Raw genomic sequence first — 16,669 nt, forward strand, 5'->3', positions numbered from 1 at the left:
GATGAAATATGGCTGGAGAGGCCCGAGACAATTGTCTGTCATTTGATGATTTCCTGACCCAATGGGCAAAGGCTCGCCCTGATCAGGTTGCGCTAGAGATGGGTGACCGCGCCACAACCTACGCTGAGGTGGAGGTCTTGACCCGGCGCCTTATCGCATTGCTTGCCGACAAAGGTGTGGGCAAAGGCGACCGGATCGCCTGGCTCGGCAAAAACTCCGATCGCTATTTTCTGCTGCTTTACGCCGTTGCCCGCATTGGCGCTGTCATGGCGCCGATCGGCTGGCGATTGGCACCGCCTGAGATCACCTATATCTTGCAAGATACCGGCACAAAGGTCCTGTTCGTCGAAGAAAGTTTCTTGGATACAGCGGTTCAAGTGACAGAGGCGATGGAAAGCGCCCCTGCGGTGCTTGAGGTGGAAACGGCGTTTCGTGCTGCTCAGACATTTGATCCAGCTCAGATCGTGCCAGCGGGTCCAGACGATACTATCCTGCAACTTTATACCTCTGGCACGACCGGAAATCCCAAAGGCGTTGGCCTGTCCAATCGCAATATGTTCGCGCTTCGCAAACCTGCTGAGGACGCATCGCTCCCTTGGCAGCAATATGAAGAGAGCGATTGCATCCTTGCAGCCATGCCATGTGCGCATATTGGCGGAACAGGCCTTGCCGCGATTGCGACTTCAGCGGGCATTCGCGCGCAAGTTCTTGCTGAGTTCACCCCGGACGGCGTCCTGAACGCGATCCAGAACGGGGCGACCCATATGTTCCTTGTTCCTGCTGCCATCCAATTTGTGATCCAGCATCCTCTCGCCAAAGAGACCGATTTCTCAGGGCTTCGCTACCTTATGTATGGCGCAGCGCCCATGCCGTTGGAGCTGCTCAAACAAACCGTGGCCACCATGCCAGGTGCCGGCCTATTGCAAGTGTACGGAATGACAGAGACCTGCGGGACGGTCACGATGCTTCCGCCCGATGATCACGTCTTAGAGGGCAATGAACGGATGCGCTCAGCGGGCAAGGCTGTGCCCGGCGTGAGGATTGAGATCCGCGGCGAAGACAATACCGAACTGCCCCGCGGTGATATCGGAGAGATTTGCATACACTCGCCTTCCAACACCGCTGGATATTGGAAACTGCCGGAAGCGACAACGAAAACCATTGATGCCGACGGCTGGCTCCACACAGGCGATGCCGGGATTATGGATGATGACGGCTATGTCTACATTCAGGACCGGATCAAAGACATGATCATTTCCGGGGGCGAAAACGTCTATCCCGCAGAGGTCGAAAGCGCGATTTATGGCCACCCGGCCATTGCCGAGGTCGCTGTTATTGGCATTCCCTCTGAGCAATGGGGCGAAGAGGTCAAAGCGTGCTGTGTGCCCAAGCCTGGAATGGAGATTGAGGCGGGCGATGTGATCGCCTACGCCCGCGAACGGATCGCGGCTTTCAAGGCACCAAAGAGCGTGGATGTAATCCCTGAAATGCCGCGCAACGCCTCAGGCAAAATCCTGCGCCGCCAATTGCGCGATCCCTATTGGGAAGGGCAGGACCGGCAGGTTTCTTAAAGAAAACCGGTCTTTCATGAAACGTCATGCCCCTGCCACTTTGCGCAACCGCGAGGCGATTGCACGTGTTTTATCCGAGGAGCTCCCGATAGAAGGGCCGGACAAAACAACCGTACTTGAAGTCGCGAGCGGTTCTGGGGAACACGCAGTTTTCTTTGCTGAGCGGTTTCCTGACCTTTACTGGCAGCCCAGCGATGCTGATCCTGCTGCTATCGCCTCGATAAGGGAATTCACTCAGGAATATTCCGGGAAAAACCTAGGTTTTCCGGTGGTTATTGATGCGCAGATGCCTAACGTATGGGCAATACCGCCCGATATTGCCGCCACCTTGTGCATCAACATGATCCACATATCTGCCTACGCTTCGTGCATTGGCCTGTTCGAAGGGACCGCGCGATTGGCAAAATCGGCCGCTTCTGCCCGCGCCTTAGGCAATCGCGGATTCCCCCTAATTTTGTATGGCCCTTTCTTTGAGCAGGGGCGCGAGCCATCTGCATCAAACCTTGCCTTTGATGCGAGCTTGAAAGCTCGCAATCCGAATTGGGGTATTCGCGATGCCGATAAAATAGACACGACTGCGCGCGAGCACGCCTTTAAACGCACCGCGCGGTATGAAATGCCAGCCAACAATCTGATGCTGGTCTATCGCTTTAAGGGAAGGGCCCAATAATCGGGCAGAGCGGCTAAGCCCTTAAGTCACTCATCATTAATGACTTCTTCGCCCTCGCGGCCCACAGATTCGATGTCTTGGCCCAGTCCCTGGACGGTGTTGCATGCAGCGGCCGATATGGTCAAAGTGCCAAGAACGGCTGCGAGAATAACTTTACGGGTCATATTAGGTCTCCCTCGGGGGCGGCGATGCCGGAGTGTTGACAGCATCCTGCCGCAGCTTTGCCAGTTTGCGCTCGCGCCATGCGATCAAAAGCCCTGCACCTACGATCAACGGTGCACCCAGCCACAATGTTGTCGAGGGTGCCCGGTCGAATATGGCGTAACCATACCACGTTGCCCAAAGCAGCGATGTGTAGTCAATCAGCAAGATCACACCGGCCGACCCGAAACGCAGCGAGCTTGTCAGTAGAATCTGGGCCAAAGCCCCGCACACAGCCATTGCGACAATAATCACCCAAGTTTCCTCGCTGTGCCAGCTTGCAAAGAAGGGCATGAGGATCAGGAATGCCGGCATCGAAATCGCGGTGAACCAGAAGATGATGCTCCACGGGCTTTCGGTTTTGTTGAGGTCCTGAATTTGGAAGCTAATCAGCGCGACCATCGCGGCCGCAAGAAGCGCGACGAAGACGCCCAACGCGGTAATTTCATCGCCCATACTGCCGGGTTGCATAATCACAAGAACGCCGCAGAAGCCGACCAGAACCGCAGCAGAGCGATACCGGCCAACCTTCTCACCAAACATCGTGACAGCGATCCCAACGGCAAAGAACGGCGCTGTATAAGAAAGCGTCGTCGCCTCTGCGAGAGGCAGCAGCAGCACAGCGCCATAGACAAAGAACATGCAAAGCCCGCCAAGGGCCGCGCGCGCTGCGTGGCTTTTGATCCTTCTGGTTCGCACAGTGGCGAGCTTTCCAAACAGGGCCAAGCCGCCAGCGATCAGCGCGAAGGTTATGAATTGGCGCCAGAAAAGCATCTCAACCAGATGCACGCCGCGCTCTCCGCCAAGCTTCACCAGCATCCCCATGGTGGCAAACACCACGGCTGTGATGAGGCGCAGTCCAATGGCAAGCATTGGGCGAGGGCGGGCGACTGAACCATCCATTGCCTTGGTGCTTTAGGGACACGGTGTGATTGCGCAATGCTTAGCTGCGAGTTGGGCTTGTGCCCAAGCGAGACACGCCTAAATGAGCGCCGACATGGAGTTCATAAACCCTCTCACCTTTGCGAGCGATGCCGCGCTCTTGGCCTTGGTTGGCATTGCCTGCTGGGTCCTGGCGGCGTTATGCCTGCTGATGGACAAACAGCGCGCAAAACGCCGCTCGGTTGACCGGTTAGAACGCGTCGGGTTTGTGCCGTGGACAGGATTGTTTCTGGGGCTTGCGATTATCGGCGGTGGGTGTTTGGCAATGAGCTTGCCGGTTGTGTTGGGGAATTTGTGAGATACACTCACACTATGCGGATTTTGGGTGTCGTCCTCTCCTTGCTCGCTTTGGCCCTTGGTTTCGCGGCCAAAGCTCAGGCTTGCACAATTGCAGTTGAGAAAAACTACGACGAAATGTTGACCGCCGATGGTATTTTCGTCGGCGAGATGATCGCTTACGAGCCGACCGGGTTTAACGAAAACGGCAATGCGTCGCAGGCTCTAGTCACCTACCGAGTGGACGAAATCCTTAAAGGTCAAGCTGCGGACCAGATTGAGGTTTACTTCCCGCCGATCAACTATCGGGTGCCGGATAGCCGGGCACCTCAGGGGCCAGAGATCGTGAGCTTCTGGCGGCATCGCTACGAAGACAATGCCGGAGCAACATTGTTCGCCAATATGGTCGTTGGTGGCCCATGCGTTGGACTCTACGTCTTGGACGGGAGACGGCAAAACGTCTCTGCCGTTAAGGGATGGATTGTCGATGGCGTGGCGCGCCCGTCGCAACTGTACTCTGAAGAAGCCGAGTATGTCGCGCGAAAGCGGGCAGAAGCGGAAGCGCGCGCAGCTGAAAGGCGGGCCGCGCGCGGTTTGCCGCCCCAAGAATCGCAATCGAGTGTTGTAGCTTCAGAGGAGAACTCGCCCACAACGCAGGAGCAGACGCCGTGGTACACTTACGCTTGGATCTTCCTGCTTGGGCTTGGGGCTTTTGCCGCAGCTTGGTATCTTTGGAGATATTCTAGGCCAGAGGACTAGAGACACGCTTCCAAATACGCCTGATCAAACCCGAACTGACGCGCTTTCTCCAGCGTATAGGGACGCAGACCGCTCGAGCGGAATTCGCCCATGATCTTGCCGTCTTCGCTCTCGTCGAGATATTCGAACTTGAACAGGTTCTGCGTCACGATCACATCGCCTTCCATCCCGATCACCTCGGTAATGTCAGTTGTACGGCGTGAACCATCGCGCAGACGTTTCACCTGAACAATCAGGTCAACAGATTCTGCGATCTGGCGCGAAATGGCTTCTTTAGGGATCTTGATGTCGCCCATCAGGATCATGTTTTCCATACGGCCAAGACACTCACGCGGGGAGTTGGCGTGAAGCGTACACATCGAGCCATCGTGGCCCGTGTTCATCGCTGCAAGAAGGTCGAAACACTCAGAGCCACGAATCTCACCCAGGATAATCCGGTCAGGACGCATACGCAGAGCGTTTTTCACAAGGTCGCCAATGGTAATCGCGCCTTGCCCCTCAAGGTTTGGCGGACGGGTTTCCAGTGGCAGCCAGTGGGGTTGTTGCAGGCGAAGTTCTGCCGCGTCCTCGATCGTCAGAACGCGCTCGCCCGGGTCAATCATTTTTGACAGAGCGTTGAGCATGGTCGTTTTACCAGAACCCGTACCCCCTGAAATCACGATGTTAAACCGGCACGCGCCCGCAATTTTGAGGGCGGTGCACATCTTCTCCGACATCGAGCCGAATTCCTTGAGCATGTCCAAGGTGATGGGTTTCTCAGAGAACTTACGAATGGAGATTGCAGTGCCGCGCAGAGACAGCGGCGGAACGATGACGTTCACACGCGAGCCGTCTTTCAAACGGGCATCGGCAAGCGGCGTGGTTTGGTCAACACGGCGGCCAACCTGGTTCACGATACGCTGCGCGATCTGGAAAAGGTGTTGTTCATCGCGGAACCGGATGGGCGCGATAATGAGCTTACCCTTTTTCTCGATATAGGTCTGATCAGGGCCGTTCACCATGATATCGGACACGTCCGGGTCGTTGAGAAGCTCTTCCAATGGACCAAAGCCCAAAAGCTCGTCGATCAGAACCTTCTCAAGAGCAAATTGCTCACGGCGGTTCAGTGTAACTTTAAGCTCGGCCAGCACTTCCATGATGATCGGGCGAAATTCTTCCGACAGCTCTTCTTTGGTGAGAGTGGCTGCCGCTTCAGGGTCAACGCGCTCAAGAAGGCGCGGGAGAACCTGTTCTTTAATCTTGTGAACGCTGGCCTCAAAACCGCCGGCCTCTGCTTCGGCGGCATGGGTTGCGTTCATGCGCTCGGTCAGGCGATCCATCGCATCTGCTGTAGATGCTGGCTTGGAGGATTTGGGCGGAGGAGGTGCGCTGGATTTGGCAGGCTCTGAGCTGCCCCCGCCTTCAGGAAGGGGAGGGAATTGCTCGCCGCCTTTGGCAGGGTCAGAGTTTGAGCCCCCACCTTTCATTGGCCGTGCAACGCCGAAGGCAGGTTTCGCACCCGGTTTCATGCCGCCTGCGCCACCTTTTTTGCCAAATGCGCTCATTAACTTAGCCCCCAGGCTCAATATATATTTTTCAGCACTCTCGCGAGTTATCGCAAAGAGCTCGTGTCGAAATGTGGTGAATAATTTGGAAACCTTAATTTTTTGCCAAGGCGCTGGTTAAGTTGTGGGGCAATGATGTGCCAAAGACTTGAACGCGCGTTTCCCGGGCAAATCGAAAGGTATCCTATCGCTCTTTTAATGTATCTTGGGTTAAGGATAGTTTGCTAGGATAGATGCCGGACCGCGCGGTCATACGCAGCTTGGCAGATGGCAATGAAGGGTGGCCCCAATCCCATGAAAGCGCTGCTTGGTGCATGGAGCAAACTGGTGAGCGGCAATGCGGCCAATGGCGTCTTGCAATTGGCGATCTTTGCAGTTGCCGCGCAAGCGTTGGATCTGACCGCCCTTGGCCTTCTTATCATTGTCCAATCCTATGTCCGATTTGTCGATGGAATCTGCAATTTTCAGTCCGTCAACGTGCTCACCAATTTTATGGCAAGCGCTCGGGAGAAGAGTGACGCGGCGCGGCTAAGGGGCCTTGTGAAAGCCGGTCTTCTGGTCGATTTTGGCACCGCAATTTTGGCGACGGTGATCGCAATCGCTGCGCTCCCGCTTGTGGCAGGCTGGCTTGGTCTCTCAGCCGATTGGATGTGGCTTGCGGGCGTTTATGCTCTGGTGATTGCAACGCGAGTGTTTGGCGCGATTGAGGCGGCACTGCGCTGCTTTGACCGTTTCGGCGCGATCAGTGTGCGCCCGGTTTCTGCATCCCTAGTGATCCTTGCAGGGTCTTTGGCGGCTTGGGCTGTAGGTGCGTCGGCGCAAACCTTCTTGCTCATCTGGCTCATGGGAGAGGTATTTGCAAACGTCGCCTATCTCATCTGGTCGCTGATACTCTTGCGCCGCGAGGGTATGACCCAACTGAGCCGCGCCAATGCGCAAGATGCGATTTCAGGCTCGCCGAACTTCTGGCCCATGATGTGGCAAACCAATGCAACATTCGGCATCCGTATGCTGAGCCAAGAGGCAGATGTGCTGTTGGCGGGCGCCGTACTTGGACCGGTGGCAGCAGGCTTGTTACGCGCGGCCAAGAACCTCGCTAATCTGGTCGGACAATTGGGACGGCCTTTGCAACAAGTCGCAAGCGCACCCATAGCGCGGGCTTGCGAGGCAGGGGATAAGGGCGGTGCTTTTGGCTATGCCACCAAAATCGCCGGTGCCGCTTGTGTAGTGGGGTTAGTGCTCACAGGCGCCGTGTATTTCTTTGCAGAGCCCATTCTGGTGCTCGGCTTTGGTGCAGAGTTCGCGGCAGCTGCCACGATCACCGTGATCCTGTTTGCCGCGCGTGGGCTATACTTATCGGGCGTGACGCTGATGCCTTTGCTGCTCGCCTTCGGGCGCAGCGGGCGGTTTTTGGGCTCGGTGATCGCTGGGACGTTTGCGTATTTCGCAGTGCTGATATGGACGATCGGATCGCTTGGTCTTGTCGGAATAGGCCTTGCCCATATCGCCTTTGAGCTGGTGTGGTCCGCCTATGGCTGGTGGGTTGCAAGGACCGCTGCGAAGGGCGCCTAATCAGCCTCGCTAGTCAAGCTCGCCCGAAGACCTGCTTAAGCTTCCGGCCCATGGCACGAACGGGCTGAGCGGCCTCGGCGTGAAGATATTGATCCGGGTGTACCAGGTCGAGCATTTGCGGCGCGCCAAAGCCTTGTGCCTGAAGCTTCGCCTCGGCCTTTGAGCCCTGCTTGGCAAACATCAGCATATTCTGACGATACCAAAAGGCAATGTCTGAATTCTGCCAGATCAGCGGGCGTACCGGATCGAACGCGGTGTAGCCATGGGCGGCGAAGTGCTCTGCCCAATAGCTTTGCCATTGCTCGTTCACATGGCCCGTTCCCCCTTGCATCGGGATGGCAGCGGAAAACAGCACGCAGTCGCCAAGCTCGCACAGATCGCCTACAAAGCTTGCCGCGCGCGGGGGGCTAGGTGTTCGGCAACTTCCAGCGAAATAACGAGATCGAAGCGATCATCGGCGCTGACTTGCTCTTCAAGATTCGTAAAGCTGACATGCGATTCATCGAGTACCAGATTGGCGGTTTTCGCCCATGGCCCCTCGAAGCCGCGCACTTTCTGGATGCCAAGTTCCTCTGCTACCGAAAGCCAAGTGCCAACGCCGCACCCCACGTCTGCCGCGCTCTTTGGAGCAATCCAGCGCTGGACATGCCCTAGAATTAGTCTCGCAGCCGCACGCGTGCGCGCATCGCGATCGGCGTGAAAGCTGCTGTCGTAGAGGCTATCTGGGGCTGGAGCTGCGCTGGCCATTCATGTGCTCTTAAATGTGCGCCGATGAAGGCGGCTTGGGAAAAATTGTGGTGCGCAGCAGAGCGCGCTTTCGAAAATGTGCCTAAGAGGTAAGAAATCTTAGTAACTGTCAGGTTAATACCGGTGCCATGAGTCGCAAAATTGTCTCCTCCATCGCGATGGCCGTGCCGAGACCGGTGCGCCGGGCATTGAAAACGCAAGTTTTACCGCCCGTCTTGCGGACGCTGCGCAATGTTCAGGGCCGCGTACCTGCCGAACTTAGTGCGCGCGAGTACCGCGTGCCGGGGTGTGAGACCTTTGCCGGCTATTATGAGATTCAACCCGTGTCCACCGATGGCGGCGCGGTTTTAGCTCATGCCTGTAATGTGGCGCGCCGGGCGCTCACGGGAACTGAAACGGCTCAAGTGGGCTGGTTTGATTTTGCCTCTGGTGATTGGCATCGCGTTGCCGAGACGCAGCTATGGTGCTGGCAGATGGGCGCGCGGCTTCGTTGGTGGGACAGCGCTGGTCCACGCACTTTGGCTTTCAATGCGGTAGTGGACGGTAGGCCTGCGCATTGTTTGGCAGAGGAGGGGAGCGCTCTTCGCAAGCAATGCGGCGTGCCGCTCTTCGATGCAAATGAGAAGGCTGGAGTTGGTCTCAGCCTGAATTTCGCACGGCTTGCTAGGTGTCGTCCCGGCTACGGCTACCCGCTGCTTGAAGACCCGTTTGCGGCTGAAAATTTGCCCGATGGTGACGGAGTGACGCTGGTGGACCTAGCAAGCAGCAAGTCTGAGCTTGCCTATTCCATGCCGCAATTTGCGGCGCTTGTTCCGGGGGCGGCGCGCCATGAGTATCACTACCTCAACGCTGCCCTTTTGAGCCCCAAGGCGAACCGTTTCACAGTACTGTACAAGCGCCTACCCAACCCTGAAGATGTGCACGGTTGGACGGTCGATGCGGTGATTGGAAAGTGCGACGGATCGGGCCTCACACATGTGCCTTTGCCAGGGCGCGCTTCGCACTATTGGTGGCTTGATGACGACCGCATCGTCTACACCTCGAATGCAGGGATTAACTCGCAATATCTTGTATTTGACTGCCGCGACGGGTCGCTTGCGCCGTTATCGCAAGCAACACCCGATGTCGATGGTCATCCTAGCCAGAACGGTGCGAATGGCGCTTGGGTTACGGACACTTACCCTGATCTTTACAGTGAACAGACGCTCTTTGTTATCAGCAATGATGTGGGTGGGCGGCGAGAGCTTGGACGGCTATTGGCGGACAAGCGCTATCAGGACGAATGGCGCTGCGACCTCCACCCGCGCTGGTCGCGTGATGGCACGAGGATTCTTGTGGACTCGACCCATGATGGCTACCGCGCAATTTATCTCGTGGAAGCGGGCTAATTATGCCTGCGGTCACGGTGTTGATGGGGGCGCACAATGGTGAGCGGTTCTTGGGTGAGACTCTTGCAAGCGTCGCTGCGCAAGATTTTGAAGCTTATGAGTTCCTGATCGTTAACGATGCGTCGAGCGATGGGACGGCTGCGATGTTGGCGAAGGCGGCGGCGAGTGATCCGCGGATTCGGGTGCTGACCAATGAAAGCAACATGGGTCTCACTCGCTCGCTCAATCGCGGACTGGCAGAAGCGCGGGGTGAGTTTATCGCGCGTATTGATGCTGATGATGTTTGCTTGCCGAACCGGCTGAGCGTGCAATACGCGCATATGGCGGCGAACCCGCAAGATGTTGGTGTTGTTGCTGGCTTTGAGATGATTGATGCCGAGGGAAGGGTGCTGAGCCGGAAGTCTGAGGCGCTTGATGAATGGCAGGTGGGCTGGCTGCTTGGCTGGAATCCGCCTGCGCCCCATCCTACCTTTTGCTTCCGCCGCTGCCCCGATGGCAAGACACCGATCCTTTATGATGAGAGCTACAAAACCGCGCAGGATTTTGACCTATGGGGAAGGCTAGCGGTGATGGGGCCGACCCGGCGCTTGGCCCAGCCGCTTATACAATACCGCCGTCATGAGGGCGCGATTACACATGCTAAGCGGCTTGAGCAGGCGCAAAACTGCGCCGCGATTGGGAGGCGGCATTTGGCTGCGCGACTGCCTGCGGAAATTGTGGCGGGGTTAGAGCCGCTGATTGCTCTGTTTTCCTACAATGCTAGCGCTACGCCTGAGGTGATTGTTAAGGCAATCGCGGGTGCCGATGCAATGGTGGTGCATGATTGTAGGGAGGCTCCGACGAAAGCGCACGCTCGCTGGATGCGGCGGATGACGGCTGGGTTGCTGGCCGATGCGATTTTATCGCGGGGCAAGGGGCTTTCTTCGCCTGCGTCGGTTGCGGCATTTGTCTGGCATGGAAAAGCGCATTTGCCTCATCTGACGCGCGCGGTGCTCTGCGATCCGGGGACTGCGCTTAAGAGCCTGCGCAATCGGGGGCGTTAACTTGCGTAGACCTGGGCGGTCTCTTGCGCGACCCTATCCCAGGCATAGTGGCTTTGCGCGATCTTTTGCGAATGCGCGATAAACTCGCCGCGTGTCTCAGCATCCCAGCCCAGCACTTCTCTAATCTTCGCGGCCCATTGCTGCGCATTTCCTGCTTCGACTAAGAACCCGGTTTGGCCATCGCGGACCGCATCGGTTAGGCCGCCGCTAGCGCTTGCAAGGACGAGCCCGCCCGCGCTGGCGGCTTCGGGTGCGATCAGGCCAAAACCTTCATATTCGCCATTGTCAGGCTCTATATTGGGCACGATGACGCACGCGGCTTTGGCAAAGCGTTTGGCTAAGGTTGGCTGGTCCATTCCGCCCAAAAAATCGACCTGAGTGTGCTCCAATGCGCTGTCTTCGCCTGTGTCCCACCGGGTTCCGATGACGGTTAGGCGCACCTCTTTGGGCAGATGCGGTAAAACCTCGCGGACGAACCAGCTAAGGCCTTTGCGCTTCACCAATCGGCCTGCGAACAGGAGCTCATTCGGATTGAATTCGGCTTCTAAGTCGGCGCGCAGGTCTGTGGCGAGCGGAACCACCGCGTCGCAATTCCAGCCAATGTCTTCAAGGCGGGCTTTCGTCGCATGCGAATTTGCGATCACTTTCGCGGATTTGAACAGTGATGAGCCGGCGCGTAGATAAGCGTTGTAGAGACCTCCCTTAAGGCCGCCTCTTGCTCCATAAGCAACATCTGTGCCGTGCGCGGATAGGACAAGCCTCGCTTGCGGTACAAAGGCGAGGGAAAGGGCCGCCAAGGGCCAGATCGACATATCGCCGAGATGCACGATGCTGGGTTTTACTTTGAGGCCAAGCAGACGGCGCAAAACAATGAACGGGAACAGCAAGAGCGCCACTGCACCGGGTGGTTGACCGTTTGGCCTGCCTTTCAAAGCAATCACGTCGACGTCAGTGAGCTTTGCAAGTTCCTCGGTCAAACGCTCGCAATAGGTCTCCATTCCGCCGATCGCAGGTCCCCATTTGCGGGTGATGAAAAGGACGCGTGGTCCTTTAGCCGAGGCCTTGGTCCGCGCAGGAGGCACGGCGGCGTCCATCAAAACCCGCCCCAATAATCGCTTGGGGCAGTGGATTGCGGAGGCTTTAGGTTGTCGCCCCATGTCAGGGTGGCTGGAGCGTTTGCGGTGTTTGCGATTGTCACAATGCCACGTGAAAGCTGTACAGTTTGCCCAGCCTCAACCACTTCGCCATCGACCATCAGCGCGCGGGACGCTGTGTAGGTTCCGGGCACCAGCACCCTCCAAGTGAGAGTTTCGCCTGCCGCCAACTTACGCCCAGCCAAATACAGATCGCCCCAGAAATGGCGGTATGTGCCGCGAAGGGCATTCGCATCTTCCGGGTGGAAGAAGGTCTCCCCTTCGCTTTCAAAGAGGGGTGCGAACATTTGCTCATTATCGAGCAGGAGCGGGACGGCTTGGGCTTCCATTTTATCGGCAAATGTCGAGGCACCTGCTTTGCGGTAGCTCTCAATCCCCCACGGTGTCATAAAGCCATTGGCCTTGGTGAAGCGCCCGATCATGCCGCAGCAATCGAAGTATGTGACGGGCTCTTGGAAGGTCTCATCAATCGCGGTGAGCAAAGCTTGCTGGCGGTCGGTCACGGGCTCCTCATTGCTGAACCAAGCGAGCATCGCAAAGGCCGCGACAGCGCCTGCGATCAGCGCGTTGCCGTACCGCTTGGCGATAAAGGCGAAGGAAATTGACGCGGCCATCGCCACCGGCGGCAGGATGAAAACGTAAAAATAGGGCGCGCTGTTGTGGTAGAATAGCGGAGTCAACACCGGGAACCATAGGAGCATAAGCCCAATGCGCCGGGCGAGGCTATGTTGGCCTTTGAAAATCAGCGCCGGGGCAAGGAACGCGGCGAGAGCCAGAGGTGCTGCGCCAAGGGCTGCGTGCCGCGTCAAATAGAGATAGGGCGAGTGGAACAGGCCAAACATCTTGCTCGCCGCGCCGCCTGCGTATTTCGCGGTGCCGATGGTGGTCTCGCCTGCCAGTGCAGCCCCGGAATGCCAGATGTAAAGGAGCGCGCCGAAACCGACGGCTACCGCTCCAGCTGCGACCCAACGAGCGAGATAGCGCCAGTTAAAACCTTCCTCTTCCCAGCGCCACAAAGCGACACCGAGAAAAGCTGGAAACCACAGCACGAACTTAATCGTCACTAGCGCAGAGACAGCGATCAGTGCCCCCAGCGCTAAGATCGCTGGTGTGCGCACTTTGGAGCGCATGGCAATCGCAAGAGCAAGCCCAAGCGTTGCAGCCGCTATCCCATCCACGCGAAATGATGTCGCGTGGTTGAGTACAAATCCGCCGCCCAGATATGCTGCTGCGGCAAGATATCCTGCGGTGCGGCCTGATACGCGCTCGGCGACCAGATAGATCGACCATGCGGCGAAGCCAGCAAACCCAAGCATAGCCCAGCGCGCGGCGAGGATCTGCTCCACCGCTGTCCCACCAAGTTGCGGGAGCCACCAGGCGAACATCTGTGTGTGCAGGGTTTGGAGCGGCTGGAAGGTACGCCCTTGCGCGAGCGCTTCGACCTGCGAGTAGAACCAGAACTCATCCCAGTTGATCGAGCGGGTGACGCCCAAATGCACATGCAGCGCTGCCATAAAAATGAGCAACGCAGCAGGCCAAGACCTTGATAGTGTCTGTGAAAGAGCGCCCATCGCCCCGCTGGGCTCTTGCTGGCGCTCTAAGATTGCCGCTGTCATGCGCGCCGCCTTACCTGACGCCTGTCTGGAGTGCTCACTGGCAGGTCTTCGGGCTCCGTTTCGCCGCGATCAAGCCGCTCTTCGATGCGCCTGAGCTTGAGCATATTGGCCTCAAGCAGCTTGCGGTTGGTCGCGATCAGATCGGCCAGTATGCCGAGCGTTGCCACCAGCACACCCACGGTCAGCAAAGCGCCGCCGATCACGAGCGACTGGATGTGGCCGTCGCCGTCACCCGTCACAAAGAACCACAGGAAACGGCCAATCGGGACCAGCCCAATCAGCGTCGCCAGCATGCCCAGACCCACAAACACGCGCAGTGAATTGAATGTGGTATAAGCGCGCAGGATCGTGACGCCGGTTTGCTGAATGAACTTTGGAATAGACTTGAAAAGGCGCGAGGGGCGGGTGGTTGCATGGGTCCGGATCGGCACACTGGTAATCGCCAGCCGCTTGCGCCCTGCCTGTATCAGCATGTCGGTCGTATAGCTGAAGTCTGTAGTGATATTGATACGCTGGGCCGCATCGCGGCTGATCGCGCGAAAACCGCTGACGGCGTCGGTGATATCTGTCGCAGACAGCGTGCGCACCACATAAGAGCCGAGCCGCTGAAGCAGCCGCTTGCCAGCACCAAAATGCGCATTGCTGCCAACCGACCGATCTCCGATGCAGATATCAGCCTCGCCTGCGACAACAGGCGCGACAATCTTGGCGATATCCGCGCCCTCGTATTGCCCATCAGCATCAGTGTTGACGATAATGTCCGCGCCTTCAGCCAAGCATTTGTCCATGCCGCTGCGGAAGGCTTCGGCAAGGCCGCGATTGCGGCGGTGACGAACGATATGGTGCGCGCCCCATCGCCTTGCGACGCCGCTCGTGTCATCGCGGCTGCCATCATCAATGATGCAATATTCGATGCAATCGACACCGGGCAGCGAGCGCGGCAATTTCGCAAGCGTCTCAGGCAGCACTTCTGCCTCGTTAAGGCACGGTATCTGAATGATGAGCTTCATGTTTTGTGTTGCCCCTTAAAGACAGCGCGGTTTGGCCATCCTTTTGCCGTGCTAGCGGGGTGTGCTTAAGCAATCGTAAACCATGATGAGTGACAGGCGCACGCGGATGCTGCTCATCTTCGGGACAGCGGCTGAAAGTTTGCGCTTTTGCTTCAAGTCTTGTTCAAGCTTTGCAAGTAGTGCACCGGAACACAAACGGCTAACCACCGGTAACACTACCTCAAAGGAATACAGCGAAATATGTGCGGCATCATCGGGATCGTCAGTTCAGACCCTGTGGCAGACCGGTTGGTCGATGGCCTGAGGCGGATGGAATACCGCGGGTATGACAGCGCCGGTGTGTGCACCCTCGATGGCGGCCAACTTGTCAGGCGGCGCGCTGAAGGCAAATTGCTCAACCTAGAAAAAGTATTGCAAAGCGAGCCAGCCCCCGGGACGACCGGCATTGCGCACACCCGCTGGGCGACACACGGTGCACCCACTGCTTCCAATGCGCACCCGCATGCGACCGGTGAAGTTGCGATTGTGCACAATGGCATCATTGAAAACTATAAGGAACTTCGAGCGGAACTGGCTGCGGCTGGGCGCTCTTTCGAAAGCGAAACGGATAGCGAAGTTGTCGCGCATTTGGTGTCTGAGCAGATCGAGGCGGGCCTCGCGCCTGAAGCGGCAGTGCGCGCTGTTCTGCCAAGGCTGCGCGGCGCTTTTGCGCTGGCGATCACCTTCCGCGAGCATCCCGGCCTTTTGATAGGTGCAAGGCTCGGCTCCCCCTTGGTCGTTGGATACGGCGAGGGCGAGATGTTTCTGGGCTCAGATGCGCTGGCCCTGGCCCCGCTCACACAGCGAATTACATATCTTGAAGAGGGCGACTGGGTCGTGGTTCGCAAGGACAGCGTGCAGGTCTTTGACGAAGTCGGCAACGCTGCCGAACGCGCGGTCCAGGCCTCAGGTGCTTCGGCGGCGGCGGTTGAGAAGGGCAATTACCGCCACTTCATGCAAAAAGAGATTTTTGAACAGCCCACCGTGGTTGCGCAAACCTTGAGCTCTTACTTGCGGCGCGAGGATGTCTCAGTTGCGCTTCCGCAATTTGATTTTGACCTCTCCGCCATTCGGCGCCTTACGATTGTTGCTTGCGGCACCTCATATTATGCCGGTCTGGTTGCCAAATATTGGTTCGAGCAATTTGCCCGTGTGCCGGTCGATATCGACGTTGCAAGCGAGTTTCGTTACCGCGATCCCGTGCTGGAGGAGGGCGGACTTGCGCTCTTTATTTCGCAAAGCGGAGAGACCGCAGATACTCTGGCAGCGCTTCGCCATTGTAAAGCGGAAGGCCAGGTCATCGCCGTGGTCGTCAATGTCCCGACCAGTTCGATGGCGCGCGAGGCTGATCTGCTGCTTCCCACTCACGCTGGCCCTGAGATTGGTGTGGCTTCAACAAAGGCTTTCACTTGCCAGCTTGCTGTTTTGGCGGCGCTAGCGGCGCACATGGCCGTGAAGAAGGGCCGCCTGTCGCGGGATGAAGAACGCGAGGTGGTGGAGCATTTGCTGGAAGCCCCCGCAGCGCTGAATGCTGCGCTTGCCCATGATGATGATATTGCCGAAATGGCGCCTTTGTTCTCGCAAACCCGCGATGTGCTTTATCTTGGACGTGGTCAGGATTATCCGCTGGCGCTTGAAGGCGCGTTAAAGCTCAAAGAGATCAGTTATATCCACGCTGAAGGATATGCATCAGGTGAGATGAAGCATGGCCCTATCGCACTCATTGATGACGACGTGCCAGTTGTTGTTATTGCGCCTTCTGGCCCGCTTTTCGAGAAGACAGTCTCCAATATGGAAGAGGTGCGTGCGCGCGGCGGCAAGGTTGTCTTGATCTCGGATGCGGCGGGAATTGAGGAGGCTGGCGATGGTTGTCTGGCGACGATTGAGATGCCTGTTGTGCACCCTTTGATTGCGCCATTGGTGTACGCTATACCCGTACAGCTACTGGCATATCACGTGGCAGTCGTTAAAGGCACAGACGTTGATCAGCCGCGCAATCTGGCCAAGTCTGTTACGGTCGAATAGCCGCAGAATTCCGGGGTTTTTGAGGCCGCGAATTTCTTCGTGCGGGGCAGGCGCTTTTACCACCTTATAACCTTTCGAGATTAACCAAGCGGGTGTGAGCGAGCAGATAAAC

16 protein-coding genes are annotated in these 16,669 nt (G+C 57.4%); 8 read left to right on the forward strand and 8 right to left on the reverse strand.

The annotated features are described in order from the left end of the window. The first annotated feature begins 8 nt into the window (after window positions 1–8). A complete protein-coding gene (locus AC0V60_RS03240) occupies window positions 9–1,571 on the forward strand; it encodes a long-chain-fatty-acid--CoA ligase (RefSeq protein ID WP_486177108.1) in 1,563 nt (520 codons plus the stop codon). Between the two features lie 16 nt (window positions 1,572–1,587). Next, window positions 1,588–2,241 carry a DUF938 domain-containing protein gene (locus AC0V60_RS03245; protein WP_486177109.1) on the forward strand — a complete coding sequence of 218 codons (654 nt, stop codon included), beginning with the start codon at window positions 1,588–1,590 and terminating at the stop codon, window positions 2,239–2,241. A 26-nt stretch (window positions 2,242–2,267) separates the two neighbouring features. On the opposite strand, the gene AC0V60_RS03250 is transcribed toward AC0V60_RS03245, so the two are convergent. Next, the gene (locus AC0V60_RS03250) at window positions 2,268–2,405 is read right to left on the reverse strand and encodes an entericidin A/B family lipoprotein (protein ID WP_486177110.1); all 138 of its coding nucleotides are present in this window, start codon (window positions 2,403–2,405) and stop codon (window positions 2,268–2,270) included. A 1-nt stretch (window position 2,406) separates the two neighbouring features. After that, window positions 2,407–3,345: a DMT family transporter gene (locus tag AC0V60_RS03255; protein ID WP_486177111.1), complete on the reverse strand. Its 939-nt coding sequence runs from the start codon at window positions 3,343–3,345 to the stop codon at window positions 2,407–2,409. 82 nt (window positions 3,346–3,427) lie between these two features. Between AC0V60_RS03255 and AC0V60_RS03260 the strand changes: the two genes are divergently transcribed. Both AC0V60_RS03260 and AC0V60_RS03265 read left to right on the forward strand, forming a co-directional pair. Further along, window positions 3,428–3,682: a hypothetical protein gene (locus AC0V60_RS03260; protein ID WP_486177112.1), complete on the forward strand. Its 255-nt coding sequence runs from the start codon at window positions 3,428–3,430 to the stop codon at window positions 3,680–3,682. After that, the gene (locus AC0V60_RS03265; protein WP_486177113.1) at window positions 3,679–4,419 is read left to right on the forward strand and encodes a hypothetical protein; all 741 of its coding nucleotides are present in this window, start codon (window positions 3,679–3,681) and stop codon (window positions 4,417–4,419) included. Before AC0V60_RS03260 ends, AC0V60_RS03265 begins: the two co-directional genes overlap by 4 nt. On the opposite strand, the gene AC0V60_RS03270 is transcribed toward AC0V60_RS03265, so the two are convergent. Further along, window positions 4,416–5,963: a TadA family conjugal transfer-associated ATPase gene (locus AC0V60_RS03270; RefSeq protein WP_486177114.1), complete on the reverse strand. Its 1,548-nt coding sequence runs from the start codon at window positions 5,961–5,963 to the stop codon at window positions 4,416–4,418. The genes AC0V60_RS03265 and AC0V60_RS03270 overlap by 4 nt on opposite strands. Window positions 5,964–6,236: 273 nt before the next feature. On the opposite strand from AC0V60_RS03270, the gene AC0V60_RS03275 reads away from it, so the two are divergent. Next, on the forward strand, window positions 6,237–7,535 hold the full coding sequence (locus tag AC0V60_RS03275) for a lipopolysaccharide biosynthesis protein (protein ID WP_486177115.1): 1,299 nt from the start codon (window positions 6,237–6,239) through the stop codon (window positions 7,533–7,535). A 13-nt stretch (window positions 7,536–7,548) separates the two neighbouring features. Here the strand turns inward: AC0V60_RS03275 and AC0V60_RS03280 are convergent, their stop codons facing one another. Together AC0V60_RS03280 and AC0V60_RS03285 are read right to left on the reverse strand one after the other, a co-directional pair. After that, window positions 7,549–7,890, reverse strand: coding sequence for a hypothetical protein (locus AC0V60_RS03280; protein WP_486177116.1), 342 nt, complete (start codon window positions 7,888–7,890; stop codon window positions 7,549–7,551). Window positions 7,891–7,916: 26 nt separating this feature from the next. Then, window positions 7,917–8,282, reverse strand: a complete 366-nt coding sequence (locus tag AC0V60_RS03285) for a methyltransferase domain-containing protein (RefSeq protein WP_486177117.1) — start codon at window positions 8,280–8,282, stop codon at window positions 7,917–7,919. Window positions 8,283–8,410: 128 nt separating this feature from the next. Here AC0V60_RS03285 and AC0V60_RS03290 point away from each other — a divergent pair, with 128 nt between their 5' ends. Both AC0V60_RS03290 and AC0V60_RS03295 read left to right on the forward strand, forming a co-directional pair. Beyond that, on the forward strand, window positions 8,411–9,670 hold the full coding sequence (locus tag AC0V60_RS03290) for a TolB-like translocation protein (protein ID WP_486177118.1): 1,260 nt from the start codon (window positions 8,411–8,413) through the stop codon (window positions 9,668–9,670). Window positions 9,671–9,672: 2 nt separating this feature from the next. Next, window positions 9,673–10,713, forward strand: coding sequence for a glycosyltransferase family 2 protein (locus AC0V60_RS03295; RefSeq protein WP_486177119.1), 1,041 nt, complete (start codon window positions 9,673–9,675; stop codon window positions 10,711–10,713). Here AC0V60_RS03295 and AC0V60_RS03300 read toward each other — a convergent pair. The 3 genes from AC0V60_RS03300 to AC0V60_RS03310 are packed head-to-tail and all read right to left on the reverse strand — an operon-like array spanning window position 10,710 to window position 14,493. Then, on the reverse strand, window positions 10,710–11,807 hold the full coding sequence (locus tag AC0V60_RS03300) for a glycosyltransferase family 4 protein (RefSeq protein ID WP_486177120.1): 1,098 nt from the start codon (window positions 11,805–11,807) through the stop codon (window positions 10,710–10,712). The genes AC0V60_RS03295 and AC0V60_RS03300 overlap by 4 nt on opposite strands. Further along, the gene (locus AC0V60_RS03305; RefSeq protein ID WP_486177121.1) at window positions 11,807–13,483 is read right to left on the reverse strand and encodes a hypothetical protein; all 1,677 of its coding nucleotides are present in this window, start codon (window positions 13,481–13,483) and stop codon (window positions 11,807–11,809) included. The genes AC0V60_RS03300 and AC0V60_RS03305 overlap by 1 nt, the downstream gene beginning before the upstream one ends. After that, window positions 13,480–14,493 (reverse strand): glycosyltransferase family 2 protein, encoded by a 1,014-nt coding sequence (locus AC0V60_RS03310; protein ID WP_486177122.1) that lies wholly within the window; start codon window positions 14,491–14,493, stop codon window positions 13,480–13,482. Before AC0V60_RS03310 ends, AC0V60_RS03305 begins: the two co-directional genes overlap by 4 nt. Before the next feature lie 240 nt (window positions 14,494–14,733). Between AC0V60_RS03310 and glmS the strand changes: the two genes are divergently transcribed. After that, a complete protein-coding gene (gene glmS, locus AC0V60_RS03315) occupies window positions 14,734–16,557 on the forward strand; it encodes a glutamine--fructose-6-phosphate transaminase (isomerizing) (RefSeq protein ID WP_486177123.1) in 1,824 nt (607 codons plus the stop codon). The last annotated feature ends 112 nt before the right edge of the window (window positions 16,558–16,669 follow it).

The organism is Erythrobacter sp. S259 (assembly GCF_057364965.1).